Source organism: Sphingopyxis sp. (assembly GCF_035944815.1).
In the GTDB taxonomy this organism is placed as follows: domain Bacteria; phylum Pseudomonadota; class Alphaproteobacteria; order Sphingomonadales; family Sphingomonadaceae; genus Sphingopyxis.
Genome location: NZ_DASZAU010000009.1, coordinates 649,434 through 674,999 on the forward strand (window position 1 = coordinate 649,434; position 25,566 = coordinate 674,999).

The 25,566-nt window shown below is 66.8% G+C and carries 26 protein-coding genes; 9 read left to right on the forward strand and 17 right to left on the reverse strand.

The features are described from left to right. Positions 1 to 59: 59 nt before the first annotated feature. The 3 genes from VGU00_RS13760 to VGU00_RS13770 all read left to right on the forward strand — a co-directional run bounded on the left by VGU00_RS13760 (position 60) and on the right by VGU00_RS13770 (position 3,248). Positions 60 to 1,322: an RNA polymerase sigma factor gene (locus tag VGU00_RS13760; RefSeq protein WP_327469400.1), complete on the forward strand. Its 1,263-nt coding sequence runs from the start codon at positions 60 to 62 to the stop codon at positions 1,320 to 1,322. Continuing rightward, a complete protein-coding gene (locus VGU00_RS13765; protein WP_327469401.1) occupies positions 1,319 to 1,990 on the forward strand; it encodes a DUF6445 family protein in 672 nt (223 codons plus the stop codon). The genes VGU00_RS13760 and VGU00_RS13765 overlap by 4 nt, the downstream gene beginning before the upstream one ends. A gap of 136 nt (positions 1,991 to 2,126) precedes the next feature. After that, a complete protein-coding gene (locus VGU00_RS13770; protein WP_414713541.1) occupies positions 2,127 to 3,248 on the forward strand; it encodes a choice-of-anchor A family protein in 1,122 nt (373 codons plus the stop codon). Between the two features lie 34 nt (positions 3,249 to 3,282). Here VGU00_RS13770 and VGU00_RS13775 read toward each other — a convergent pair whose 3' ends face one another. Then, the gene (locus VGU00_RS13775) at positions 3,283 to 4,245 is read right to left on the reverse strand and encodes an SDR family NAD(P)-dependent oxidoreductase (RefSeq protein ID WP_327469402.1); all 963 of its coding nucleotides are present in this window, start codon (positions 4,243 to 4,245) and stop codon (positions 3,283 to 3,285) included. Between the two features lie 176 nt (positions 4,246 to 4,421). On the opposite strand from VGU00_RS13775, the gene VGU00_RS13780 reads away from it, so the two are divergent. Next, the gene (locus VGU00_RS13780; RefSeq protein ID WP_327469403.1) at positions 4,422 to 5,330 is read left to right on the forward strand and encodes an AraC family transcriptional regulator; all 909 of its coding nucleotides are present in this window, start codon (positions 4,422 to 4,424) and stop codon (positions 5,328 to 5,330) included. 134 nt (positions 5,331 to 5,464) lie between these two features. On the opposite strand, the gene VGU00_RS13785 is transcribed toward VGU00_RS13780, so the two are convergent. The 7 genes from VGU00_RS13785 to VGU00_RS13815 form a co-directional block, all read right to left on the reverse strand. Beyond that, on the reverse strand, positions 5,465 to 6,508 hold the full coding sequence (locus tag VGU00_RS13785; RefSeq protein ID WP_327469404.1) for a hypothetical protein: 1,044 nt from the start codon (positions 6,506 to 6,508) through the stop codon (positions 5,465 to 5,467). A 73-nt stretch (positions 6,509 to 6,581) separates the two neighbouring features. After that, entirely contained in the window at positions 6,582 to 8,663 is a 2,082-nt protein-coding gene (locus VGU00_RS13790) for a TonB-dependent receptor (protein WP_327469405.1), read from the reverse strand. 106 nt (positions 8,664 to 8,769) lie between these two features. After that, entirely contained in the window at positions 8,770 to 9,150 is a 381-nt protein-coding gene (locus tag VGU00_RS13795; protein ID WP_327469406.1) for a ModE family transcriptional regulator, read from the reverse strand. 47 nt (positions 9,151 to 9,197) lie between these two features. Then, positions 9,198 to 10,865, reverse strand: a complete 1,668-nt coding sequence (gene leuA / locus VGU00_RS13800) for a 2-isopropylmalate synthase (protein WP_327469408.1) — start codon at positions 10,863 to 10,865, stop codon at positions 9,198 to 9,200. Between the two features lie 206 nt (positions 10,866 to 11,071). Then, a complete protein-coding gene (locus tag VGU00_RS13805; RefSeq protein WP_327469410.1) occupies positions 11,072 to 11,569 on the reverse strand; it encodes a rhodanese-like domain-containing protein in 498 nt (165 codons plus the stop codon). Between the two features lie 129 nt (positions 11,570 to 11,698). After that, positions 11,699 to 12,055: a hypothetical protein gene (locus VGU00_RS13810; protein WP_327469412.1), complete on the reverse strand. Its 357-nt coding sequence runs from the start codon at positions 12,053 to 12,055 to the stop codon at positions 11,699 to 11,701. A gap of 214 nt (positions 12,056 to 12,269) precedes the next feature. After that, complete coding sequence (locus VGU00_RS13815; RefSeq protein WP_327469414.1) at positions 12,270 to 12,914, reverse strand: YceI family protein; 645 nt, start codon at positions 12,912 to 12,914, stop codon at positions 12,270 to 12,272. Between the two features lie 179 nt (positions 12,915 to 13,093). Between VGU00_RS13815 and VGU00_RS13820 the strand changes: the two genes are divergently transcribed. Further along, positions 13,094 to 14,200 carry a helix-turn-helix transcriptional regulator gene (locus VGU00_RS13820; RefSeq protein WP_327469416.1) on the forward strand — a complete coding sequence of 369 codons (1,107 nt, stop codon included), beginning with the start codon at positions 13,094 to 13,096 and terminating at the stop codon, positions 14,198 to 14,200. 229 nt (positions 14,201 to 14,429) lie between these two features. Here the strand turns inward: VGU00_RS13820 and VGU00_RS13825 are convergent, their stop codons facing one another. Beyond that, a complete protein-coding gene (locus tag VGU00_RS13825; protein WP_327469418.1) occupies positions 14,430 to 14,840 on the reverse strand; it encodes a hypothetical protein in 411 nt (136 codons plus the stop codon). A gap of 160 nt (positions 14,841 to 15,000) precedes the next feature. Here VGU00_RS13825 and VGU00_RS13830 point away from each other — a divergent pair, with 160 nt between their 5' ends. Next, a complete protein-coding gene (locus tag VGU00_RS13830; protein ID WP_327469420.1) occupies positions 15,001 to 15,486 on the forward strand; it encodes a YHS domain-containing (seleno)protein in 486 nt (161 codons plus the stop codon). Between the two features lie 173 nt (positions 15,487 to 15,659). On the opposite strand, the gene VGU00_RS13835 is transcribed toward VGU00_RS13830, so the two are convergent. From VGU00_RS13835 to miaA, 8 genes are all read right to left on the reverse strand, one after another. Beyond that, on the reverse strand, positions 15,660 to 16,907 hold the full coding sequence (locus tag VGU00_RS13835) for an adenosylmethionine--8-amino-7-oxononanoate transaminase (protein WP_327469422.1): 1,248 nt from the start codon (positions 16,905 to 16,907) through the stop codon (positions 15,660 to 15,662). Then, positions 16,904 to 17,512, reverse strand: a complete 609-nt coding sequence (bioD, locus tag VGU00_RS13840; protein WP_327469424.1) for a dethiobiotin synthase — start codon at positions 17,510 to 17,512, stop codon at positions 16,904 to 16,906. Before bioD ends, VGU00_RS13835 begins: the two co-directional genes overlap by 4 nt. Further along, positions 17,509 to 18,648, reverse strand: coding sequence for an 8-amino-7-oxononanoate synthase (locus VGU00_RS13845; protein WP_327469426.1), 1,140 nt, complete (start codon positions 18,646 to 18,648; stop codon positions 17,509 to 17,511). Before VGU00_RS13845 ends, bioD begins: the two co-directional genes overlap by 4 nt. A 50-nt stretch (positions 18,649 to 18,698) precedes the next feature. Continuing rightward, the gene (locus VGU00_RS13850) at positions 18,699 to 19,301 is read right to left on the reverse strand and encodes a DUF6151 family protein (protein ID WP_327469428.1); all 603 of its coding nucleotides are present in this window, start codon (positions 19,299 to 19,301) and stop codon (positions 18,699 to 18,701) included. A gap of 82 nt (positions 19,302 to 19,383) precedes the next feature. Continuing rightward, entirely contained in the window at positions 19,384 to 20,424 is a 1,041-nt protein-coding gene (gene ilvC / locus VGU00_RS13855; protein WP_327469430.1) for a ketol-acid reductoisomerase, read from the reverse strand. A 79-nt stretch (positions 20,425 to 20,503) separates the two neighbouring features. Next, positions 20,504 to 21,022, reverse strand: coding sequence for an acetolactate synthase small subunit (ilvN, locus tag VGU00_RS13860; RefSeq protein WP_325031018.1), 519 nt, complete (start codon positions 21,020 to 21,022; stop codon positions 20,504 to 20,506). A gap of 4 nt (positions 21,023 to 21,026) precedes the next feature. Beyond that, positions 21,027 to 22,781: a biosynthetic-type acetolactate synthase large subunit gene (gene ilvB, locus VGU00_RS13865; RefSeq protein ID WP_327469432.1), complete on the reverse strand. Its 1,755-nt coding sequence runs from the start codon at positions 22,779 to 22,781 to the stop codon at positions 21,027 to 21,029. A 74-nt stretch (positions 22,782 to 22,855) separates the two neighbouring features. Then, entirely contained in the window at positions 22,856 to 23,818 is a 963-nt protein-coding gene (gene miaA, locus VGU00_RS13870) for a tRNA (adenosine(37)-N6)-dimethylallyltransferase MiaA (protein WP_327469434.1), read from the reverse strand. On the opposite strand from miaA, the gene serB reads away from it, so the two are divergent. From serB to VGU00_RS13885, 3 genes are read left to right on the forward strand one after another with little or no spacing between them, the layout of a single operon-like run. After that, positions 23,817 to 24,701, forward strand: coding sequence for a phosphoserine phosphatase SerB (gene serB, locus VGU00_RS13875; protein ID WP_327469436.1), 885 nt, complete (start codon positions 23,817 to 23,819; stop codon positions 24,699 to 24,701). The genes miaA and serB overlap by 2 nt on opposite strands. Before the next feature lie 20 nt (positions 24,702 to 24,721). Continuing rightward, positions 24,722 to 25,057, forward strand: a complete 336-nt coding sequence (locus tag VGU00_RS13880; RefSeq protein ID WP_327469850.1) for a low molecular weight protein tyrosine phosphatase family protein — start codon at positions 24,722 to 24,724, stop codon at positions 25,055 to 25,057. Between the two features lie 34 nt (positions 25,058 to 25,091). Continuing rightward, positions 25,092 to 25,442: a DUF2200 domain-containing protein gene (locus VGU00_RS13885; protein WP_327469438.1), complete on the forward strand. Its 351-nt coding sequence runs from the start codon at positions 25,092 to 25,094 to the stop codon at positions 25,440 to 25,442. Positions 25,443 to 25,566: the final 124 nt, after the last annotated feature.

Consider the following 25,566-nt stretch of genomic DNA (forward strand, 5'->3'; position numbering starts at 1 on the left):
AATAAGCCATGTCTACCGTCATGCTTGCCTCCCCGGCTCCCTTGCCCGAGAAGGCAGGCATGGCGAAAGACGAGACCCATCGGGCGATCGAAGCGGTGTTCCGGATCGAGCGGGCGCGGCTGATCGCCACGCTCGCGCGGATGACGCGCGACGTCGACCGGGCCGAGGAGCTGGCGCAGGAGGCGCTGCTGATCGCGCTCACCGAATGGCCGAAGTCGGGCGTGCCCGACAAGCCGGGCGCCTGGCTGACCGCCGCGGCGAAACGGCGGCTGATCGACGGTGCGCGGCATGAAGCGATGCGGACGCGCAAGCAGGCCGAAATCGCCCGCGAGCTGGACGAGGAGCCGGATATGCGTGTGGAAGCCGTCGAGGCGGCGATCGACGATCCGCTGGGCGACGAACTGCTCGGGCTGATCTTTGCCGCCTGCCATCCCGTGATTTCTCCCGAGGCGCGCGCCGCGCTGACGCTGCGGCTGGTCGGCGGGCTGACCGTCGAGGAAATCGCGCGTGCCTTCCTGTCGAACGACGCTGCGGTCGCGGCGCGGATCACGCGCGCCAAAAAGGCGATCGCCAAGGCCGGCGTCCAGTTCGAAGTGCCGCGCGGGGCCGAACTCACCGCGCGGCTCGGCTCGGTGCTCGAGGTCATCTATCTGATCTTCAACGAAGGCTATGCCGCGACGACCGGACCGTCGCTCGTCCGTCCGCCGCTTTGCGCCGAGGCACAGCGGCTGGCGCGCATCCTTGCCGGGCTGATGCCCGAACAGCCCGAGGTTTTGGGACTGCTTGCGCTCGTCGAGATCCAGGCGTCGCGGCTGGCGGCGCGTGCGGGACCCGACGGGCGGTTCGTGCCGCTGACCGAGCAAAATCGCGCGCGCTGGGACCAGTTGCTGATCCGCCGCGGGCTGAATGCGCTGGCACGCGCCGAGGCGCTGGACGGCGCCGACGGGCCCTATGCGCTGCAAGCCGCGCTGGCCGCCTGCCACGCGCGGGCGCGATCGGCCGAGGAAACCGACTGGGTGCGGATCGCCGCTTTGTACGACCGGCTGGGTCGGGCGATGCCGTCGCCGGTGGTCGAGCTCAATCGCGCGGTCGCGTACAGCATGGCGTTCGGCCCCGAGGCCGGATTGCGGCTGGTCGATGCGATCGCCGATGCGGCGGCGCTGCGCCATTATGCACCGCTTCCGGCGGCGCGAGGCGATTTCCTGTTTCGCGCCGGACGGACCGACGAAGCCCGGGCGCAGTTCGAGGCGGCGGCGGCGCTTTCGGGCAACGAACGCGAGCGCGACTTCCTGCTGGCGCGCGCTGCGGCTTGCGCACCATGACCGCATTCCGCGTCGAAAGCATCGGCGCCGACGCGCAGCCGCTGGCGATCGTCGACGATTTCGCGCCCGACCCGGATGCGTTGCGGCGTAGCGCCGGGGCCGCGGGTTTCGTCCCTGCGCTCCACCATTATCCGGGCGTTCGCGCCGAACTGCCCGCCGATTATCTTTCGAACCAGCTGCCGGTGATCGCAGCCGTCGCGGCCCAAGCCTTCGGTCGCTCCGGCCCGGTCAGCGTCGTCGATGCGAGCTTTTCGATCGTCTCGACCCCCGCCGATGCGCTTTCCATTCCGCAGCGCCTGCCGCATGTCGATGCCTTCACCGCCGACCGCATCGCGCTCGTCCATTATCTGTCGCCCGAGGACGGCGACGGAACCGCCTTCTATCGCCACCGGGCGACGGGGTTCGAGCGGGTGGACGCGGCGCGGCGCGATTTGTTCTTTCGCCATCTGGACACCGAAATCCGTTACGGCGGGCCGCCGCCGCCCGGATATGTGCTCGGCGATACCCCGCTGTTCGAATGCGTCCGCAGCGAACCCGCGCGCTATAACCGGGCGCTGCTCTATCGCAGCTGGAGCCTTCATAGCGGCGCGATCTCGCCGGACAGCCGGCTGTCGGCGGACCCCGGCGCGGGGCGGTTGACGGTGACCGCCTTCCTGTCGATCGGCTGAGCCGGGCTCGCCGCATTTTTGCCACGGCTGCGCGGTATGGAAGCGCGTTTGTTTCATTACGGGACAACGCTTTATCGCACTTCGGTGTAAGAGCATCGGTGAACGCCCTATGGGCGCGCGCGCCTTCCCTTCGATTATGGATACCAAGACAGTGGCTTTTTCGACCCGCATCCTGTTCCCCGTCGCGCTCGCCGCGACCGTGATGACGCCCGTGTTCGCGCAAGGCAGCACGATCACCGGCATCGATGCGCTGCGCGAATGGAATCTCGTCGTGCTCGGCAACCTGCAATCCTCGTCCGAAGTCGAGGGGCGCACCTTTGTCGGCGGCAACCTGACCGGCAATTCGTCGAATTACGGTATCCGTGCGACGACCTCGCCGAACGGCCAGCCGGGGCTGACCGTCGTCGGCAACGTCACCGGTAGCCACAAGAATCTGAACAACGGGTCGGGCGCGGTCGTCGGCGGCAATGTGTCGAGCGGCTTCAACCTCAATGGGCCGAACCAGACGGTGAAGGTCGGCGGGTCGATCAGCAACACCAACGTCAACCAGAATACGGTGATCTCGAACCTCGATGCCAGCAACCCGGCGTTCGGTCTCGGCCTGCAACAGCAGAAATCGGACCTCAAGAGCAGCATGGGCAGCCTGTCGTTCGACATGGGCACGCTCGCCGCAAACAGCCAGCTGACGGTGCAGGGCAACCGCGGGACGTTCAATGCGCAGCCCAATGCGCAGGGGCTCGCGGTGTTCAACATCACCGCCGCCGACCTCGACAAGATCGGCGAGATCCAGTTCAACCTGAACGGCGCCGACACTGCGATCGTCAACGTCAGCGGCCGGTCGGTGACCCTCAACGACAATTTCCTCGGCGGCACCAACAACCTCGGCGAAAATGTCATCTGGAACTTCCCCGATGCCGAGGAACTGAAGCTGAGCACGGCGTGGGGCGGATCGGTCCTCGCGCCGCTCGCCGATGCCGAAACGCGCAACTATATCCAGGGTTCGGCGGTGTTCGGGAACCTGAAGCAGGACGGCGAGATGCATATCGGCACCTTCAATGGCGGTTATGTCACCCCGCCGTCGGGCGGCACATCGACCGGCGGCGACAGCTCGACGGGTGGCGGCACGTCGAGCGGTGGCGGGACCAGCTCGGGCGGCGCGACGCCGGTGCCCGAACCCGGCATGTTCGGCCTGTTCGGGCTGGGCGTCGGCGGGCTGATCCTGTGGCGCCGCCGCCGCGCGAAGCGGGACGCCGAATAGGGCGACCCGCGAACGGGCCGCCCCGGCGTCGGCGTCAGAAGCGCTCGCCGACCATTTCTTCGCTCTTCGCCCACAGCGCCTTGGCGTTGTCGGGGTCGATCGCATAGGCGCGCACGCCTGCGCGCAGCCCTTCGTCATTGGCGAGCTCGGCGACATGGCAATCCTCGAGATAGCGCCCGCCGACCTCGGCCGGATCGGCGACCGCGGCGGCCCAGACCGAGGTCGCGGCGCCCTGCGGGATCGACTTGAACTCGAATTCCTCGCCGCCCGTGGCGCGCGCGGTCGCGTTGATCTGTTCGAGCAGCGTTTCGAGCGCGCCGTCGTCGAGGTGACGGCCAAGCTCGGTGTGGATGCCGCCCGGGTGGAGCGCGATGCCGCGCACGCCGCGGTCCTTGTGGCGGCGGTCGAATTCGACGGCGAAGAGGATATTCGCGGTCTTCGAACGGCCATAGGCAGCCCAAGGTTCATAATCGCCGTTGTCGAAGTTCGGATCGGCGAGATTGACGTCCGAGAAGCGGTGCCCCGACGAGGCGAGGCTGACGAAACGCCCGCCGTCGCTGATCAAGGACGCGATGCGGTTGACGAAGGTGAAGTGGCCGAGGTGATTGGTGCCGAACTGCGTCTCGAACCCGTCCTCGGTCTTGCCGAAGGGGGCGGCCATCACGCCGGCATTGGCGATGACGACGTCGAACTGGCGGCCGTCGGCGACGAGCGCATCGGCGGCGGCGCGGACGCTGGCGAGCGAGGCGAGGTCGAGCTGGATGAGCTCGAAGCTGCCGCCGCCGGCCTTGGCGGCGTCGCGGACGGCGGCGGTGGCGCCTTCGGCCTTGGTCAGGTCGCGCGCGGCGCCGACGACATCGGCGCCATGCGCGGCGAGCGCGCGGGCGGTCTCGACGCCGAGCCCGGCCGAGACGCCGGTGACGAGGAAGCGCTTGCCCGACAGGTCGACGCCCGAAAGCACGTCGTCGGTGGTCGATTTGGCATTGAACCGGGTCATGATGAACTCCTTGGATGGGGCAGGGCGGAGGGGGATGCCCTGACCCGGTCAAGATAGGCGCGGCGCCCGCGGCTTCGCTGCCCGATCATGGCATGTGCTTGCCTGATCCTCTCAAAGCGGCGGCGCCCGTGCGGCTGCTCCTTGCGCGCGGGCGCGCGGCGTCCGATGTTGGGTCCATGCAAGACAGGCTCGACTCGATATGCGCGCAGGTGCTGCGCCACGCGGTTTCTCCCTATTATGAGACGCCGGTGCCGCGGCTGGTCGTCGCGACGCAATGCGCGCCGACGAGCGGGGTTGCGACCGTCTATGAACCCGTGACCTGCCTGATCCTGCAAGGGACGAAGCAGGTCGTGATCGGCGACCAGGTGCTGCGATACGATGCGTCGAGCTATTTCGTCGCCTCGCTCGACCTGCCCGCAGTCGGCCGCGTGGTCGAGGCGAGCCCCGACAAACCCTATGTCGCCGCGGCGCTGCGCATCGACCGCGGCGCGCTGGCCGACCTGATCGCCAGCATGGGCCCCGCAAGCATCGGCCACACGCCGCCGGGCGACCTCGCGGGCTTTGCCGTCGCGTCGGTGACCGAGGAACTGGTCGAAGCCTGGGCCGGGCTGCTCGGACTGCTCGACCGGCCGGGCGACGTCGCGATGCTGGCGCCGATGCGCGAGCGCGAGATCCTCTATCGCCTGCTGCAGGGGCCGCTGGGGCATCAGCTGTGCGCCATTGCGCAGGAGGACAGCCGGCTGTCGCGGGTGCGGCGCGCGATCCTGTGGATGCACGAGCATTTCGACAAGATGTTGCCGACCGCGACGCTGGCCGAGATTGCGGGGATGAGCACGGCCTCCTTCCATCGGCATTTCAAGGCAGCGACCGCGATGAGCCCGCTGCAGTTCCAGAAGACGCTGCGCTTGCACGCGGCGCGGCGGCTGCTCGCGGGCGGCAGCGAGGCGAGCCGCGCCGCCTATTCGGTCGGTTACGAGAGCGCGTCGCAGTTCAGCCGCGAATATGCCCGCGCCTTCGGCCTGCCGCCGTCGCGCGATGCCGAACGGCTGCGCGGGGTGGTGCAGGTCGGGGTGGGGGCGGTTTAGCTTCTTTTCTCTTGCCTCGTCATTCCCGCGAAAGCGGGAACCCAGTTGCGAGGTTGCCGCACGGCGCTGCCGCGCCGTTTCTTAAGGTTTCGCTGGGTTCCCGCTTTCGCGGGAATGACGAATGGGGAGAGGATCTAACCACTCGCCGATTTCCGTGCTTTTCCACTCTCCGGCGCGGGATCGTTGGCGGGGTCGGGTAGCGCGAAGAAGGCGCGGCGGGCGGCTTCGCCGGCGATGCGCAGCGGCGCGAAGGCTTCGGTTCGGGCGGCGTCCCACGCCTCTTCCTCGTCGGGGGCGAGCGTGCGGGCATAATATTGGTCGCCGAATTCGCCTTCCTCGATGCCCAGATAATCGTCGGGCGGCGGGAAATTGGTGCGCAGCTCTCCGGTCGCATGGCTGCGCCAGACGGTCATCGTCGCCGCCTCCTGCTCGGCGGTCCGTCCCTCCTCGTCGGCGCTTTCCGGGTCGGCGTCGAAATCGGCGGAAAACTGCGAAACTTCATTCGCGATTCCACTGTCGTGCCAGAGGGCCGCGAGCGGGTTGGCGCGGTTGTCGCGGGCGGCGAGCCAGAGCGCGAGCGCGGCGGCCATGCCTTCGGGCGCGGGTGCGGGGGCGGTTTCGGCGGTGCCTTCGGGCGTCTCTTCGGATGCGGCGTCGGCGGCGACGGTGCGCGCGGCTTCGCCCCTGCCGCTTGCGGCTTGGGCGGCATCGAAGAGCGAGAGGAAACCCGGCCAGTCGCCGGCGATGGTCTGCGCCAGCATCTCCTTGCCAGCTTTCGCCTGCGTTTCGACCATGCGGTCGAGCCGCGCGAGCATCGCGAGGCCGAGGCGGCTGTCGATGCGGCGGCGCTTGTAAAGGCTGCGGTCCTCCTCGCGATAGACGGTGGTCATCTCGTCATGCCCCCAGATCGCGCGGTCGAGCAGCTCGTCGACGAGCCGCCCGCGCGCGATCAGCAGCGCCGCGGCGCAGCCGAGCCGGAACGCCGCGCCCTCGGGCCGCTGCTTGAGCTGATAGACGGCGCCGGGCGACATGCAGACCTTCGCCGCCGAAATCTTCACCGACCCGTTGGTGGCGAACGCCTCCAGAAATTCGCGCTGGAGCCGCGGCGTCCAGTGATAGCTGCCGGGGGCGGGGATATAGGCAGGGTGGTTCTGGGGATCGTGCGTGGAGTCTTCCATCGATTCGTCCTTTCGGTTTGGTGAAACCGAAATAATGAACCATATAGGTGAAATGTAGGAAAGAAGAAAGTCGCTAGAATTTGAAGCGACCACTGACAAAGAAGCTGCGGCCCGGTTCAGGGAATCCGTCGGTTAGCACGTAATTGTCATCGAACAGGTTGCGCGCGGCGACGCCGATCTCGATTCCCTCGCCGATTTCGTAATCGATGCGAAGGTTGGCGACGACATAGCTGCCAGTGTCATAATAGACCGGCGTGGCCGCGGTGGTCGACGTCTTGCGATCGGAGGCGATATCGACGCTGGGCAGGATCCGGAGGCCGGGCAGGGGGCGCCAACTGGCATAAGCGAAACCCTTGTGCGGCGGGACGCCGGTGAGGGCGAAGACCGGAACGATGGTGCCGGGCGCGGCGCCGGTGATGTCGAACGTGCGATGGATATAGGTGTAGTTTGCGCCGAGTTCGAGCGACGACGAGAGGGCGGCGGTCAGGGCGATTTCGCCGCCGTAATATTTCGCGTCGCCCAGATTCTGCCGCTGCGTGCTGTTGGCGGGAAAGCCCGCCGGTCGGACCGACACGATCGCGTCGCGGATGTCGCTATAGAATAGCGCGCCCTCCAGCTTGACCCTGCCGAACTGGCGATTGACGCCGAGTTCGTAATTGATCGCACGTTCGGAATTTAGCCCGGGGTTCGACGCTGCGGTCCCGAACTGCGTGCTGAAACGTTCGAAGATCGTTGGAAATCGCGTGCGGGACGACACGCTGAGATTGACGCGAGTGTCGGCGTCGGGCGTCCAAACCAACTGTGCCTGACCGTTGAGCGCATTGGCGTTGCGCAGGGGATAGCTGAAAATGGCGCTGGCGCCGCCGCCCGGTGGCGTCCCGAATTCCTCCGCGCGTTTCAGATCGCGCCAGTCGTAACTGACTCCTGCCGTCAGGCTGATCGCGGGCGTAATGGTCAGCCGGTTTTCGGCGGCAATGCTGTATGTATCCTCGACATTGGTCTGTCGCGGCTCGGTGGTTCCGGCGGGAAAGCTTTGTTGCCATTCGACATGCTTGTCGCGGCGATAATGCACGGCGAGGGTGAGCCGGTCGGCGTCGCTGACGTCGACGCCGAGTTCGGCCGAGCCGCCCCATGCGGTGTCCGCATAATAGCTGTTGAACGCGCGGCCGAGCATCTGCGTCGTCTGCGTCCGGTCGTTGAAGGAGCGCAGCAAATTGTCGAAACTGTTACGATAGATGCGCGTCTTGAGCGTCGCGCGGTCGCCGAGCGCGGTGGTCGACAGGAAGTAGATGCTGTCGATATTCCAATAGGGCCAGGTCCAGAAGCGCTGCGCCGAAAGCGGGTCGGTGACGTGCAGGGGAGCGTTTTTCGACCCTTCCTGACGCGTATAGCTGATCGAATATTCGTCGGTGGCGTTGGGTGTGAAACCGGCCTTTACGTTGATCCGCCAGTCCGCCTTGCGCGAAAAATCGCGTGCGCCGCCATCCTCCGCCGAGCCGGCCGTCGGCGCGTAGCCATCGGCGAGGTCCCAATGGTCCTGAAAATTGCGCGCATAGGATGCCTGAGCATACCAGCGCTCGTGCGACGTGCCGAGGCGGCCGTAGACGGTGTAGCCGGCATAGTCGCCGCTGGAATCGAGGTTCAGCGTGCCGCGCGCCTCGCCCTCGATCGCGCGGGTCGGTTTGCTGGTCACCAGATTGATCGCGCCGCCCATGGCGCCGGGGCCGTCGAGGACCGACGCATAGCCCTTTGCGACCTGAACCTCCGCAATGTCGGGGGTCAGGAAGCGGCCGAAGTCGAGCCGGTTGTCGGCGGGCAGATAGACGCGGATTCCGTCGATCGACAGCGGGACCTGAAACCGGTCGAAACCGCGGACGAAGATCAGGCGCTCGTTACGCGAACCGCCGCTGTTCGATGCCGCGACGCCCGGCATGATGCCGACCGCGTCGTCGAGGGTCGGGCGGTTGAAGGCGTAGATCGCCTCTGCCGTCAGCGTTTCGCCGCTGATCTCTATTCCCTCTGAGCGGGGTGCTGTGACGATGATCTGGCCAAGCGTGAAGGGGCTGTCTTCGGCGGGCGCGTCCGCTTCCCGGGCGAGCGCGGTTGCCGGCATGGCGGTGCTGGCCGCCAAGGCCATAAGCGATATCAGGCGCATCGATTTCCCCCAAGTTTCCTCTGTTGCCGGCTGCCCTATATACAGAGGAATATAGCTGGACAAGCGCAGCTTCGGGTAAGGCGGGTAAACCTGTTTTATCGAGAGATCAGGGCTTTTGGCTCGGTTTGGGTGCGGCGCGCAGGGCATCGGCCAGCACATCATAGGCCGACAATTGTGACGCGGCTGCCAGTTCCTGTTGCAGGGCGCGGTATTCGGCGAGGATGGTTTCGCCGAATGGCGACACGCGCGCGCCGCCGCCGCTGGCGTTGCCCGGCAGGGTCTCGACGAGCGGTTCGCGCCACGTCCGGTTCATCGTATCGACAAGCAGCCACGCCCGCCGGTAGCTCATGTCCAGCGCGCGCGCGGCGGCGGAAATCGAGCCATGGGCGCGGATGGCGTCGAGCAGGTCGGCCTTCCCCGGCCCCATGGCGATCTCGTCACCGCTGTAGAGGCGGACGTGGATTTTGATCGCAGCGGACTGTGACATAGGCACGTATTATCCGCGCATCGGCGGCGGGACGCAATCGCCGCTCGTCAGCTGGCCCCATTCGCCGCCGACAAAATCGCCCGCACACTCGCGGTCGCTACGTCCGTATCCAGCCCGCACCCGAACAGGCTCTTCCCGTCGGCGGTGCGGCATTCGACATAGGCGGCGGCCTGCACGTTGCTGCCCTGGCCGATCGCGTGCTCGCTATAGTCGACGATGTCCATCACCGGGCCGCCGCTTTCGCTGAGCGCGGCGATGACGCTCGACATCAGGCCGTTGCCGCGGCCGCTGACGCTGCGCGGGGTGCCGTCGATGGTGAGCTTGCCGGCGAAGATGCGGTCGGTGCCCGAGTGCGTCTCCGACCAGTCGACGAGCTGGAAGCGTTTGGCTTCGGTCGCCAGATACTGGCCCTCGAACGCGTGCCAGATATCCTCGGCGCCGAGTTCGCGGCTCGTCTCGTCGGCGAGTGCCTGGACGACATGGCTGAAGCTTGCCTGCATCTTCTTGGGCAGTTTCAGGCCCTTGTCCTGTTCAAGCACCCAGGCGACGCCGCCCTTGCCCGACTGGCTGTTGACGCGGATCACCGCTTCATAGCTGCGGCCGAGGTCGGCGGGGTCGATGGGCAGGTAGGGGACTTCCCAGCGCTCGTCATTCTGGCGCTCGCGCGCGGCGAAGCCCTTTTTGATCGCGTCCTGATGGCTGCCCGAAAAGGCGGTGTAGACGAGCTCGCCGCCATAGGGGTGGCGCGGGTGGACGGGCAAATTGTTGCAATATTCGACCGTCTGGATGACCTCGTCGATGTTCGAGAAGTCGAGCTGCGGGTCGACGCCCTGCGTGTACATGTTGAGCGCGATGGTGACGAGGCAGGTGTTGCCGGTGCGCTCGCCATTGCCGAACAGGCAGCCCTCGACGCGGTCGGCGCCCGCGAGCAGGCCGAGCTCGGCCGCCGCGACGCCGGTGCCGCGGTCGTTGTGGGTGTGCAGACTGATGATCGCGCGGTCGCGGTTCGGCAAATTCTTGCAGAAATATTCGATCTGGTCGGCGTAGATGTTCGCCGTCGACGCCTCGACCGTCGCGGGCAGGTTGAGGATGATCGGCTTGTCGGTCGTCGGCTGGAGGATGTCCATCACCGCCTCGCAGCAGGCGATGCTGAAATCGAGCTCGGCGGTCGAGAAGGTTTCGGGGCTATATTCGAAGCGCCAGTCGGTGCCGGGCAGACGCGCGGCATTGTCGCGGAGCTGCTTTGCGCCCTCGATCGCGATGCCCTTGATCTCGTCCATCTCCATGCCGAAGACGATCTTGCGCCATGCCGGGCTGACCGCGTTATAGACGTGGACGATCGCGGTCTTGGCGCCTTCGAGGCTGTCGAAGCTGGTGCGGATGAGGTCGGCGCGGCTTTGCGTCAGGACTTGCGGCGTGACGTCGCCCGGGATGCGGCCGTTCTTCACGAGCCCCGAGATGAAGTCGAATTCGGTCGCGCCCGCGCTGGGGAAGCCGACCTCGATCTCCTTGAACCCGCAGCGGACGAGCAGGTCGAAGAAGCGGGCCTTTTTCTCGGCATCCATCGGGTCGATCAGCGACTGGTTGCCGTCGCGCATGTCGGTGGAGAGCCAGATCGGCGCGCTCGTGGTGACGCGCGAGGGCCATTCGCGGTTCGCGAGCGGAACCTGCGGGAAGGCGCTGTACTTGACCGAGGGGTCGCGGAGCATGGTCATGGTCTGAAAACTTCTTCTGCTGTCGGTTGCGGTGCTTGTCGGTCGGACCCTTGAGCGGGTGGCCGCGACTAGCGCGCAGCCAGTGTCACGCCCAAGGGCGTGTAAGTCGCAGAAGAAGAAGGGCGTTGCCGCGCATGGCCGCCCTAGTGATGCAAAATGTCGCGCTTGGCAAGGGGGGAGTGCGAAAATTGCGTGGGGGTGCGGGGTCAGCCCGTCACCCACTCGACCTTCGGATCGTTGAAATCGACGACGTCGGCGAGTTCGAGCACGTTCGGATAGCCATAGCCGACGAGGTTGATGAAGGTCTGGATATTGAGCGCGAGCGGCGCCGATTTGAGCGGCACGGGGCTCTGATGGTTCGAGAAATTATTGTTGCAATAGATGAGGATGGGGCGGCCGGGGTTCGCGCCGATCACCGCGGCGAGACTCTCGGCGGTGAAATCGGTGAGCGGCAGGTTGACCGCGCCCTTGATATGGCCGCGCTGGAAGGCGTCTTTCGAGCGGGCGTCGAGGAGGAGGGTGCCGGGTTTCGCGGCCTCGGCCTTGAAGGCGTCGAAGGCGATCAGGCGGGTGGCGCGCGTCGGCGCGACGCTGGCGGTGAGCGCCTGGAAGGCGGGATAGTCGATTTGCGGATTGGCCTGCGCCAGCGCGGGCGTGGCGGTGAGGGCGACTATGGGGACGAAAGCGAGAAGCAGGCTGCGCATGAGAATCCTCCCTTGAATATGGGGAGGCTACGCCGCCTTGGCTGGCTGTGCGATGAACCGAAAAATGGCGCCGGGCCGCAAGCTGGCCTTGCGGCCCGGCGCAGTGCAGGGGAACGTCGGAGAGAAGGGTCAGGCGGCCTCGCTCTCGCTGTCTTCCTCGTCCCAGGGCTCGAACACCTCGTCCTCGACCATATTGTCGACGGCGTGGATGCGCACGCCGATGACCCAGTCCTCGAACGGGCCTTCCCACGCGGCCTCGACGTCGGTCAGCGCCTCGCCGGCGGCGTCGGCGGGGCGGTCGCCGACGAGGTCGAAGTCCTGAAACCCGTCCTCGGGCGGGGTGATATAGACATGCGGGTCGAGCCGGACATTGGCCCAGCCCGTGGTGGGGGCGAGGCCCTCGACCTCGACCGTCAACAGCGGATTTTCCTCGTCGCCGCCGATGAAGGCGCTCACTTCGACAATTTCGCGGACCAGTTCGCTCATCACATGGCTCCTGTACGAAAAGGGGCGGGGCCATCGCTGGTCCCGCCCCGTTTCATACGCGGTGCGTGTGACAGATTGAGGAGCGTCTGTTTGGAAATGCGCCTGACGGCGCATTTCGGCGGTACCGGCCCGCTCCCCCTCCCGGCCTCCCCAACGATAGTAACCTAGGGAGGCCGGGAGGGGGAGCGGGCCGGTGCCGCGCTCTTTAAGACGCTTACTGCTTTTCGAACGCGGCGTGGATTTCGAGTTCGACGGCGTCGCTGACCGCGGGGATGCCGTAGACGATGCCGAAATCGCTGCGCTTGATCGTCGTTTCGGCCTGGAAACCGACGGTCGCCTTCTTGTTATAGGGGTTCGTGCCCGCGCCGTGGAAATCGACGTCGAGCGTCACCGGCTTGGTCACGCCGTTGAGCGTGAGGTTGCCCGTCACCTTGGCTTCGTCGCCATCGTCGTCGAGGACGACGGCGGTCGAGACGAATTTGGCGTCGGCGGGGGCGGCGCCGAAGAAGTCGGGCTTGCCGCCGTCCTTGCCCGCGCGCAGCAGGTGGCTTGTCAGGCCGGCGCTGGCGGTCGTGACCTTCGACACGGGGATCGTCACCTCGACCTTCGCCGCGGCGGGGTTGGCGGGATCGATGACGAGCGTGCCGGCGACGTCGCCGAAAATGCCCGAATATTTGCTGAAGCCGAAATGGTCGACTTCCCAGACGACCATCGTGTGGCCGGGATCGGCGACATAGGTGCCGGCGGCGACGCGCGACTTGTCGCGGGCACCGGGGGCCGAGGCGCCCTGCGCGAGGACGATCGGGGTCGCGACGACGGCGACGAGCGCGGCGGCGGCGTAGGGGAGGATGCGGCGCATGGGAAATCTCCTGTTGGGGACGGCGAAGCTAAGCCAAGCGGCGGGAGGGCGTCAATAAGGCCCATAGAAACGCAGCGTTTCGGTTCGCGGTTCCGACATCATGTCGTCGCAAGTCGCTTGTACGCGACAAATATTCATGCTGCAAAGTGGCCGAAACATGAGGGCGGGGGCCTGACGACATGGATGCGCTGTTCGCTCGTGAGGCGGGCGAGGTCGAAAACGCCTTTCTGGCGGCGCCGTTCGGCGCGGGCGGCTGGGACGCCGCGCTGCGCCTGCTCGCGCGCCGGACGGGGGCGACGCAGGCGCAACTGATCGGCATCGGCGGCGACGCGACCCTGTTCAATTTCATGCCCGACGTCGACGCCGCCTATCAGCGCGAATTCATCGAGCTGGAGGCCTGGCGGCCCGAGGTGAACTGGCGCGTCGCGGCGAGCGGCCGGCCGCTCGAGATATTGAGCGAGGCGCATTATGACGTCGCGCGCCAATATAGCGGCACCGACGCCTATGAAGAGCATGTTCGCCGCTGGGACGGGCTGAACGGATGCCAGACCGCACTGATCGCGGGCGAGGGGCTGCTCGTCGGGCTGGCGGCGCTGCGGTCCGAGCGCGACGGCCGGACGGGCAAGCGCGACCGCAAGCTCTTTGCCGCGGGCGCGGCGCATGCGCTGGCAGCGGTACGGATGCAGCGCGCGATGGCGGGGCGTGCCGCCGAAATGACCGTTGGCGCGTTCGACGCGATCGGCGTCGCGGCGTTCCTGATCGACCGCAACGACCGGGTCGCGGCGCTGTCGGCCGCCGCCGAAGCGATCGTCGGCGACCGCGCCGACGGCGCGCTGTGCCTGCGCCATGGCCGGCTGGGCGCGACGCGGCGCGACGCCGATGCGCAGTTGCAGGCGGCGATTGGCCGGGCGCAGCGCGGCGCGGCGATGCAGCAATATTGGATCGCCGCGCCGCGCGAGGGCGCGCCGGGCATCCTGTGCGAATTGTTCCGCCTGCCGCAGCGCGAATGGGATTTCGGGTTCGAGCCGCGCCTATTGGTCGTCGCGCGGCGCGCAGCGGATATTCCCGCGGCGCGGACCGCGCCGTTGCGCGCGGCGCTGGGCCTGACCGCCGCCGAGGCAGAGATTGCGCTGCGGCTGGCGAATGGCGACGCGCGCGAGCATATCGCCGCGACGCGCGGTACGAGCACGCAGACGCTGGGCACGCAGATCAAGTCGATCCTGCGCAAGAGCGACGTCGGCCGCGAGGCCGAACTGACCGCGCTGATCAACCGTTTGCTGCGATAATCGCGCCGCCGCGCGGCTTTCCGTCGATGCGGAAAGGATATCGGCGGCGGGTCGCAGCCGCCGATATCCCCCAGCCGGACGCATCCGTCATTGGAACGCGCGCATCCGGTTTACGATTGCCCCCACGCAACCTGCCCACAGGTCACGCTCCCCTGGGCGCCGGATATCAGCGATTTATCGATAGGGCATACCCCGGGCGGGGTATGAAGCGCCGGCGGGCGAGGGCCGGTCAGGGCGCGCGGCGTGCCTCGAACCATTGGCGGAGCGCCGCAGCGGCGCAGCCGGTGAAACCATATGAGCCGACCGGCGAGCAACTGTTCGGACGGCCCGCTGCCGCGGCGCCGTTGGTATAGCCGTCGACCGCCGAGGCCCAGCTGCCGCCGCCGACCACCTCATCCTCCTTCAGTTCCTCGCGCAATTCCTTGGGGACGCGATAGCGTTCGGATTCGGGCTGCTGCGCGCAGACGACGATTTCGTCGCCCTTGGGCTCGGGGCAGGGTTCGTCGCCATAGGTGTAGAGAACCGACGTGCGCTGGGGTGGCTGGCCCGACTGCGCGAGATCCTCGTCCTGCGCGAGCGCGGGCGCGGCAAAGGCGAGTGCCGCGAAAAGGGGGAAGAGGAGGCCGGCTTTTTTCGTCATCACAGATCGCATTCCCAGATCCCCAGATCCCCGCGGCGCAGATTGGCGCGCGGAGATGAACCTAAGCCGAACCCGCGCCGTAACCGATTGCCTTTTGGGCGCGAACCGGGGTGCGACGGGGGCCGGCACGGGGCCGATCCCTTTGACATGGAGATTGATCGTGAAAAACCAAGCCCTCTTTGCCCTGCTCGCCGCCGTGGTGGCGCCGCTGTCCTTCGCGGCCTTTACGCCGGACGCCTATGCGCGGCCGGTCTATGTCGGTGTTGACGGTGGCAACATTGCCGTCAGCGGCTATGACACGATCAGCTATTTCGAGGGCGACGGCGTGCCGGTGAAGGGCGAGGCGGCCTTTGCCGTCGAGCATGACGGCGCGGTCTATCATTTCGCCAATGCCGCCAATGCGGCGCGGTTCCAGGCCAATCCCGAGGCGTTCATGCCGCGTTATGGCGGGCATTGCGCATGGGCGATGTCGCGCGGCTATCTCGCGCCGGGCGACCCGCTCGCTTATGCGATCGTCGACGGCAAACTGTACCTGAACTTCAACCAGGAGGTGAAGGCGAAGTGGGATGAAGACCGTGCGGGGTTCATCGCGTCGGCGGAGAAGAATTGGGCGGCGATGCCCGACGATGCGAAATTCGGGGGGTGAAGGCGAGCGTTGGGTTTGGGGTGGGAAGGTGCCACTCCCAATATTCGTCATCCCCGCGAAAGCGGGGACCCAGAGTATGCGTAAGCTGACCCCACACTGGGTTCCCGCTTTCGCGGGAATGACGAAGTTATGAGAACCGAAACGGCAACTTCCGGTCGAAAACGGCCGCCGCCCTAGACCGCGTCCAGCGACGCCCCGATCGCGCTCCACAGCTGTCCCAGCTCCTCGGCGGTGATGCAATAGGGCGGCATGACGTAGAGCGTGTTGCCGAGCGGGCGGAGGAGGACGCCGTGGTCGCGATAAAAGGCGATCAGGCGCGGGGCGAGGTTCGAGAGATAGCCGGCGTCGGAGGCGACGATGTCGAACGCGGCGATCGTGCCGAGGCGGCGGGGGTTTTGGGCGCGCGGGTCGTGGCCGAGCAGCGACAGATGCGCGGCCTGCGCGTCGGCGAGCGCGTCGATGCGTTGCTGCACCGGCTCGTCGCGCCAGATTTCGAGGTTGGCGTTCGCGGCGGCGCAGGCGATCGGGTTGGCGGTATAACTGCTTGAATGATAGAAGGTCTTGGCGCGGTCGATCGAGAAATGGGCTTCGTAGATCGCCTCGATGCAGAGTGTGACCGCGAGCGGCAGGCTGCCGCCGGTCAGGCCCTTCGACAGGCAGACGATGTCGGGGATCACGCCCGCCTGATCGCACGCGAAGCGCGTGCCGGTGCGGCCCCAGCCGGTCATCACCTCGTCGGCGATGAACAGCACATTGTGGCGCGCGCAGATGCTGCGCATTTCGGCGAGCACCCACGCAGGATAGATGAGCATCCCGCCCGCGCCGAGGATGAGCGGTTCGACGATGAAGGCGGCAGGCTTTTGGGCGCAGGCCGCTTCGAGCGCGTCGAGCGTCGCCTGCTCCAAACCCTCGTGCGGGAAGGGGATGGTGTCGACGTCGAAGAGCAAAGGCTGCCAGGCGCGGTTGTAGACGCCGCGTTCGCCGACCGACATCGTGCCGATCGTGTCGCCGTGATAGCTGTGCTCGAGGACGAGGATGCGGCCGCGCGGCTCGCCGATGTTGAACCAGTAGCCGAGCGCCATCTTCAATGCGACCTCGACGCTGGTCGAGCCCGAGTCCGAGAAGAAGACGCGCGTCAGCGGGGCGGGGGTGATGCGGATGAGTTCGGCGGCGAGGCTCTCGGCGGGTTCGTGCGTCCAGCCGGCGAAGATGAGCTGGTCGAGCTTTTCGGATTGTTTGGCGATCGCGGCCATGATGCGCGGGTGCGCGTGGCCGTGCGTCGTGACCCACCAGCTGGAGATGCCGTCGATCCAGCCGTTGCCGTCGGCGTCGTAGAGTTTCGCATCTTTGGCGTGTGAAATCAGCGGGATGGGATCGCCGAGGCCGTGCTGGGTGAAGGGGTGCCAGACGGGGGAGGTCATGCGAAATCCGCGATGTCGAAGTTCGCCCTGAACGCCGCTGCCAGCATTTCGCTGCTCAGCGGATCGATCTTCGGCAGGCGTCCGAGGCGGCGGACGCCGCCGATTTCGGCGATGATCGCCTCGCTGTCCTCCACCGCGTCGCCGAGGAAGGCGAGGCCGTGGATCGGGACGCCGCGCGACTTGAGCGCTTCGATCGTGAGCAGGCTGTGGTTGATCGTGCCGAGTGCGGTGCGCGCGCAGACGATCACCGGGATCTGCCATTTCGCGAAGAGGTCGGCGTAGAGGGTCTGCCGCGTGACGGGGACGAGCGCGCCGCCGGCGCCCTCGACAATCAGGTCGCCGGGCGGTGGCGCGAGCGTTTCGATGTCGATGTTAACGCCGTCAATTTCGGCGGCGAGATGCGGCGAGGCGGGGGTGACGAGGCGCCAGGCTTCGGGGCGGATCGGGACGCCCGCGAGGCGCGCGACCACCTCGCTGTCGGTTTCCTCTTCGAGGCCCGACTGGATCGGTTTCCAGTAGGGCGTGGCGGTCGCCTGCGCCAAGCCCGCGGAAAAGATGGTTTTTCCGATACCCGTGTCGGTACCGGTGACGACGAAGCGCGTCATGCTGCGGCCATTGCAGAGGCAAGCGCGTCGGCCATGGCGTCGATGTTAGCTTCGTCAACATTGAGCGTGATCGCGATGCGGAGACGGGCGGTGCCTTGCGCCACCGTCGGCGGGCGGATGCCGCGAATGTCGAAGCCGGCATCGCGCAGACTGCCCGCGATGCGCATCGTGCGATCATTGTCGCCGATGATGACGGGCAGGATCTGCGTGCCGCTGGCGGGGATGCCGAGCGGCACGAGGCGTTCGGCGGCGTGGCGGACGAGGCTGTGGAGGCGCGCCTGCCGCTCGGGCTCGTTCGCGACGATCTCGATCGCCTGCCGCACCATCCACGCGATGAGCGGCGACGGCGCGGTCGAGAAGATGAAGGGGCGGCCGCGGTTGATGACGAAGTCGCGGACGATCTGCGGGCCGCAGAGCAAAGCGCCTTCGCCGCCGAGCGCCTTGCCGCAGGTGTGCAGCGTGACGAGGTTGTCGCGGCGCACAAGGTCGAGCGCGAGCCCCGCGCCGCCGGCGCCGAACACGCCGGTCGCGTGCGCCTCGTCGACGACGAGGATCGCGTCGTGGCGCGCGGCGACGGCGGCAAGCGCGGCGAGCGGGGCGCGGTCGCCGTCCATCGAATAGAGGCTTTCGACCGCGATCCACGGCGTTCCCGCGCCGCCGCCGGCGCGCCAGCGCGCGATGATGTCGTCGAAGGCGCCGGCATCGTTATGCGCGGCGGCGACATGGCCGGCGCGGCCGAGCTTCATCCCGTCGTGCGCGCTCGCGTGGATCAGCTCGTCGTGGACGATGAGGTCGCCGCGCTGCGGCAGCGTCGCGAACAGCGCGGCATTGGCGGCAAAGCCGGTCGAGAAGAAGAGCGCCGCCTCGCTACCATAATGGCGCGCGGCATGGACTTCGAGCGCTTCATGTTCGGCGTGGTTGCCGCGCAGCAGGCGCGAGCCGCCCGAGCCCGCGGGCAGGCCGCGCTCGATGCCCGCCGCGAGTGCGGCGCGCAGCGCTTCGCTATCGGCGAGGCCGAGATAGTCGTTCGACGCAAAATCGCGGCCGGCGCGCGATGCGAGCGCGCGGCGGCGGTTGTCGGCCGCGAGCGCGGCGAGATCGGCGTGATGGGCGGAGAAAGGAGAGAGGCCCGGCATCGGGGCTCCTTAGGACATGCGATCGAAATGACAAAGGCGTGCGTGCCGGCTCAGCCGCGGCGCAGCGCAAGCATTTCTTCGCCGGTCAATCGGTGAGGTTTGGCGATCGGTTCGAGGGTCGTCGCGTCGAACAGCGGGCAGCGCCGCCGATTTCCCGAAAGCAGGTCCCGGATCATGCGCGGGAAGAAGCGGCGCATCAGCTGGCCCATGCTCATTTCCGGAAGCGCGCTCGTGTCGCCGATACCGTCCTGCGTAAAAAGATGACCGCGCGGCGGCCCGACCAGCGCGTCGCGCGTCGCCGGATCGCAGGCGGCGAGCTGGGTCGTGATGTAGGGGAGCTTGCCGTTCGCATAGGTGTTGAACAGCGGCATGCCGCAGCAGGATGCGTACCAGCGCAGCGTCGGCTTGTCGGTGAGGTGGACGCAGGCGAGCCGCTCGCGGCCGGTGTCGATGCGCAGACGCGCGCAGCGCGACTGGTAGAGCGCGCTGCCGCCATGCGCGTCGAGCACGCGGTCGGCGTGGCCGAGATGGCGCGTCAAGTCCTGACAGTCGGTGCAATGGCAGACGACATGGTCGCCCTGACCGGGACCGACATCGAGAAGGGTGCCGGAGACGGCGCCGCAGGCGCAGGCGAAGGGGAGGTTGGAGGACATGCCCCGGTCCTAGCGCTTCGCCCGCGAATGTGGAAGGCCATGAAGCCTCCCCATCGCTTCGCGACAGGGAGGATTTTCGCCGTCAGTTCTTCGTCTTGTCGACCAGCTGGTTCTTCGCGATCCACGGCATCATCGCACGCAGTTCGGCGCCGGTCTTTTCGAGCTGGTGCGCGGCGGCGGCCTTGCGGCTCGCCTTCAGCTCGGGCTGGCCGGCCTGGTTGTCGAGCACGAAGTCCTTCACGAAGCGGCCCGACTGGATGTCGGCGAGGACGCGCTTCATTTCGGCCTTGGTCTCGTCGGTGATGATGCGCGGGCCGGTCTTGATATCGCCATATTCAGCGGTGTTCGAGATCGAGTAGCGCATGTTCGCGATGCCGCCTTCATAGAGGAGGTCGACGATCAGCTTGGTTTCGTGGAGGCACTCGAAATAGGCCATTTCGGGGGCGTAGCCCGCCTCGACCAGCGTTTCGAACCCGGCCTGGATCAGGTGGGTGATGCCGCCGCAGAGCACGGCCTGTTCGCCGAAAAGGTCGGTTTCGCACTCTTCCTTGAAGGTCGTCTCGATGATGCCGCTGCGGCCGCCGCCGACGGCACTGGCATAGGAGAGGGCGAGCGCCTTGGCATAGCCGTTACCCGACGACCCGGCACCCTGCGCTTCCTGCGCGACCGCGATCAGGCAGGGGACGCCGCCGCCCTTCTGATATTCGCTGCGCACCGTGTGGCCGGGGCCCTTGGGCGCGACCATGAAGACGTCGATGTCGGGGCGCGCTTCGATCAGCCCGAAGTGGATGTTGAGGCCGTGCGCGAAGGCGAGCGCGGCGCCGGGCTTCATGTTCGGGCCGATGTCGTCGGCGTAGATCTTCGCCTGATGTTCGTCGGGGGCGGCGATCATGATCACGTCGGCCCATTCGGCGGCTTCCTTGTTCGACAGCACCTTGAAGCCGGCGGCTTCGGCCTTCTTGGCGGTGGCCGATCCGGGACGAAGCGCGATCGCGACTTCCTTGACGCCGCTGTCGCGCATATTCTGCGCGTGGGCATGGCCCTGGCTGCCATAGCCGAGGACGGCGACCTTCTTGCCCTTGATCAGATCCTGGTCGGCGTCGCGATCGTAATAAACCTGCATGTTCTTCTTCCCTATTCGTCTTCTCACCCCGGATGCGATCCGGGGTGACGAAGGTTGGACCGTCATTCCTGTTAAAACTCTAGAGCGCCTCCGACCCGCGGGCGATGGCGACGACGCCGGTGCGGCCGACCTCGACCAGCCCGCATTCGCGCATCAGCGCGATGAAGCGGTCGACCTTGTCGCTCGTCCCGGTGATTTCGAAGATGAAGCTCGACAGCGTCGTGTCGACGACCTTCGCGCGGAAGACGTCGGCCATGCGCAGCGCCTCGATCCGCTTGTCGCCCGTGCCCGCGACCTTCACGAGCGCGATCTCGCGCTCGACATGCGCCTCGCCCGCGTCGTTGAGGTCGACGACCTTGTGCACGGGCACGAGCCGGTCGAGCTGCGCGATGATCTGGTCGATGATCGGCGGCGGGCCCGAGGTGACGATGGTGATGCGCGACAGGGCGTGATCGGCGGTAATATCGGCCACCGTCAGGCTTTCGATATTATAGCCGCGCGCCGTGAACAGCCCGGTGATCTTGGCGAGCACCCCGGCCTCGTTGTCGACGGTGATGGCGAGCACATGGCGCTCGCCGGCTTCGGTCTTGATTTTCATGAGGTTACACCAGTGCCTTGGCTTCGTCATCCATCGTGCCGGTGATATCGTTCGGCTGGAGGATCATGTCGGTGTGCGCGGCGCCCGAGGGGATCATCGGGAAGCAATTCGCGAGCTGCGCGACGCGGCAGTCGACGATCACCGGGCCCGGAGTCTCGATCATCGTCCGGATGCCGGCTTCGAGCTCGCCGAGCGTGTCGATGCGCAGGCCCGTCCACCCGTAAGCGTCCGCGAGCTTCACGAAATCGGGCAGGCTGTCCGAATAGCTGTTCGAATAGCGGCTTTCGTAGGTCAGTTCCTGCCACTGGCGGACCATCCCCATCCATTCATTGTTGAGGATGAAGATCTTCACCGGGAGGCGGTACTGCGCGACGGTGCCCATTTCCTGGATGTTCATCTGGAGGCTGGCTTCGCCCGCGATGCAGATAACGAGGCGGTCGGGGTGCGCGATCTGCGCGCCGACCGCGGCGGGGAAGCCATAGCCCATCGTGCCGAGCCCGCCCGAGGTGAGCCAGCGGTTGGGCGCCGCAAAACCGAAATGCTGCGCCGCCCACATCTGGTGCTGGCCGACCTCGGTGGTGATGATCGGGTCGCGGCCGCGCGTCGCGTCGAAGAGCGCCTTGACCGCGCGCTGCGGCATGATCGCGGCGTCCGCTTCCTTCTTTTCGGGGAAATCGAGGCAGCGCGTCGCGCGCCAGCCGTCGATACGGCGCCACCATTCGCCAAGGTCGCGTGCCTTGTGGCCCCTCGCGGCCCAGCCGGCGATCAGCGCGTCGAGCGCGCGGCCCGCGTCGCCGACCACCGCGAGGTCGACGGGCACGATCTTGTTGATCGAGCTGCGGTCGATATCGATGTGGATCTTCTTCGAATCGGGCGAAAAAGCGTCGAGGCGGCCCGTCACGCGGTCGTCGAAGCGCGCGCCGACCGCGATGATCAGGTCGGCGCGGTTCATCGCCATGTTCGATTCATAGGTGCCGTGCATGCCGAGCATGCCGAGCCATTTCGGATCGTCCGACGGGAAGGCGCCGAGCCCCATCAGGGTCGAGGTCACGGGCGCGCCGGTGAGCGATACGAGCTGGCGCAGCGCCGCGCTGGCATCGGGGCCGGCGTTGATCACGCCGCCGCCGGTGTAGAAGATCGGGCGTTCGGCCGCGGCGATCATGTCGATCGCCTGCGCAATCGCATTGGCATCGGGGTCGACCTGCGGGCGATAGCTGTTGTGCTGGATGAATTCGGGCACCGAATAGGTGCCGGTCGCGACCTGCACATTCTTCGGGATGTCGATCACCACCGGGCCGGGGCGGCCGTGCGTCGCGATATGGAAGGCCTCGTGCATGATCGGGCCGAGGCGGTCGGGGTCCATCACGAGATAATTATGCTTGGTGCAATGGCGCGTGATGCCGACGGTATCGCATTCCTGGAAGGCGTCGGTGCCGATCAGCGTCGTCGGCACCTGCCCGGTGAGCACGACCATCGGGATAGAGTCGAGCAGCGCGTCGGTGATGCCGGTGACCGCATTGGTCGCGCCGGGCCCCGAGGTGACGAGCACGACGCCCGGCTTGCCGGTCGAGCGCGCATAGCCTTCGGCCGCGTGCGTCGCCGCCTGTTCGTGGCGGACGAGAATGTGCTTGATCGTCGGGTGCTTGTAGAGCGCGTCATAGATGGGAAGGACCGCGCCGCCCGGATAGCCGAACACCGTGTCGACCCCGAGGTCGACCAGCGCCTGAACCACCATGTCGGCACCGCTCATTTCCGTCACGACAAAACTCCTTCCGATACAAAAAGGGCAGCGCTTGTGCGCTGCAACAGGGTGCGGGCAATAGGTATATGATTCTATCCTGTCAACAGCTTATCACGTAATATTATTGCCAAATGCTTGATGGAATCGATGTTTAATGACTCTTCGTGGCGCGGCCAGTCGGCCGGCGGCTGGTGGCGGAACCACGTAAATTGGCGTTTTGCATATTGGCGCGTGGCCGCCTGCGTCTGTTCGAGCGCGTCGGCGCGACCGATGTCACCTGCGAGGTAGGCGGCGATTTGCGGCACGCCGATCGCACGCATCGCGGGGAGATCGGGATCGAGGCCGCGCGCGAGCAGCGCCTCGACCTCTTCGATCGCGCCCGACGCGAACATCGCCACGAGCCGCCGGTCGCAGCGTTCGCGCAGCCAGTCGCGCGGGGGCAGGAGGATCAGCGGGGCGAGCGCGATATCGCCCGCGATGCCGCCTTCGCGCGCCCGTTGCCAGTCGGCAAGCGTACGCCCGGTCGAGAGCACCACTTCGAGTGCGCGGGCGACGCGCGTCGTGTCGGCGGGGTTGAGGCGCAGGGCGGCGTCGGGGTCGGCGACGGCGAGTGCGGCATGCGCATCGGCCACCGGCAGCGTGCGCACGGCGGCGCGAACGGCGGGATCGATTTCGGGTACGGGGGCGATGCCGTAGAGCAGGGTGCGCAGGTAAAGCCCGGTGCCACCGACGAGAACGGGAACCTTCCCCGCGGCATGCGCGTGGGAAATGACGCCGCGCGCCTCGTCGGACCAGCGCGCGGCATTATGCGCTTGCGATGCGTCGACATGGCCGAAGAGCCGGTGGGGCACGCCTCCCATCTCTTCTTCGTCCGGGCGCGCCGACAGGATGGCGAGGTCGGCATAGACCTGGCTCGCGTCGGCGTTGACGACGACGGCGTCGCCCGCCATCTGCGCGAGCGCGACCGCCAAAGCGCTCTTGCCGCTGGCGGTGGGTCCGGCGATAAGTGCCACGGGCGGCTGCGCATTCGCGGTCAAGGAAGAAGGAGATGCCATGTTCGTCGCGACGCTGATAGCAGCCGGAAAGCTGACCGACGAGGTGGTTCGCGAAGCGATCGACCGGCTCGACGCGACGGGGCACGATGTCGGCGCGCCGCACTGGCTCGACGAGCATGATGCCGCCGATATCGTCTTTCACGGGAGCCTGGTGAGCGCGCGCAAGGAACTGGCGCTAATGGATCATGGCGCGCTCGACGTCGTCGTCCAGCCGCTGGGCGACCGCACCAAGAAGCTGATCATCGCCGACATGGATTCGACGATGATCACGGTCGAATGTATCGACGAGCTGGCCGATTATGCGGGGCTGAAGCCGCAGATCGCGGCGATCACCGAACGCGCGATGCGCGGCGAGCTCGATTTCCGCGCCGCGCTGACCGAACGCGTCGGGCTGCTCGCGGGCATGGCCGAAAGCACGCTGGTCGATTGCCGCATGGAGCGGGTGAAGCTGACGCGCGGGGCACGGACGCTGGTCCAGACGATGAAGGCGCACGGCGCGCATTCGGTGCTGATTTCGGGCGGCTTTACGGCCTTTGCCGGGCCGGTGGGCGAGGCGGTCGGGTTCGACAAGGTGATCGCGAACGAGCTGGAGATCGCGGGCAGCAAGCTGACCGGCCGGGTGCTCGAACCGATCGTCGACAGTTCGGCGAAGCTCGAGACGCTGAAGGCCGAAGCCGCCGCGCACGGCCTGCCGCTCGCCGAGACGCTGGCGGTCGGCGACGGCGCGAACGACATTCCGATGATCACCAGCGCCGGCCTCGGCATCGGTTATCGTCCGCACCCCGCGGCAGGCGAGGCCGCCGATGCGGCGATCCGCCACCACGACCTGACCGCGCTCTTGTGGGCGCAGGGCTATTCGCGGCGGCAGTGGGTGATGGGGTAGGATCGGGCTGTTTGGCGAGCGTGACCAATATCCTGTTTGTGTGCAGCCAGAACAAGCTGCGCAGCCCGACCGCCGAGCAGATATTCGCCGACTATCCGGGAATCGAAACAGACTCGGCGGGAACCAACAACGACGCCGAGAACCCGCTGACGTCCGAACTCGTGGGCTGGGCAGATATGATTTTCGTGATGGAAAGGACGCATCGGAACAAGCTGCGGAAACGATATCGGGCTGCGCTGAAGGAGGCGCGCGTTATCTGCCTCGACATCCCGGACGATTATGAATTCATGGACGAGGCGCTGGTCCGGCTTTTGCGGGCCAAGGTGCCACGCTATCTGCCGATCCAGGGTTCGTGACGCGCCCTGACCGAGGCGAAATGTGGAGGCCCCTATGACCAAACATCGCATCTATTCGATCAGCGTTGCGAGCGTGTACCCGCATTATATCGCCAAGGCGGAGAAGAAGGGGCGAACGAGGGCCGAGGTCGACGAGATATTCCGTTGGCTGACGGGCTATAGCCAGGCGGCGCTGGAGAGCGAACTGGCGAAGGGCACGAATTTCGAGGATTTCTTTGCGGCGGCGCCGAAGCTCAACCCGGCGCGCGAGCTGATCACCGGGGTGATCTGCGGTATCCGGGTCGAGAATATCGAGGACCCGCTGATGAAGGAAATCCGCTATCTCGACAAGCTGATCGACGAGCTTGCCAAGGGCAAGGCGATGGCGAAGATCTTGCGGGGGTAGGGGCGGGTTTCGGGCGGTTGGGGACGTTCGTTCTCCCTCCCGCTTGCGGGAGGGGTCGGGGGTAGGCAGCAATGCCGCGATCAGCCCACCCCGCTGCGGCTAGCGAGCAAGCTCGCAAGCCTCG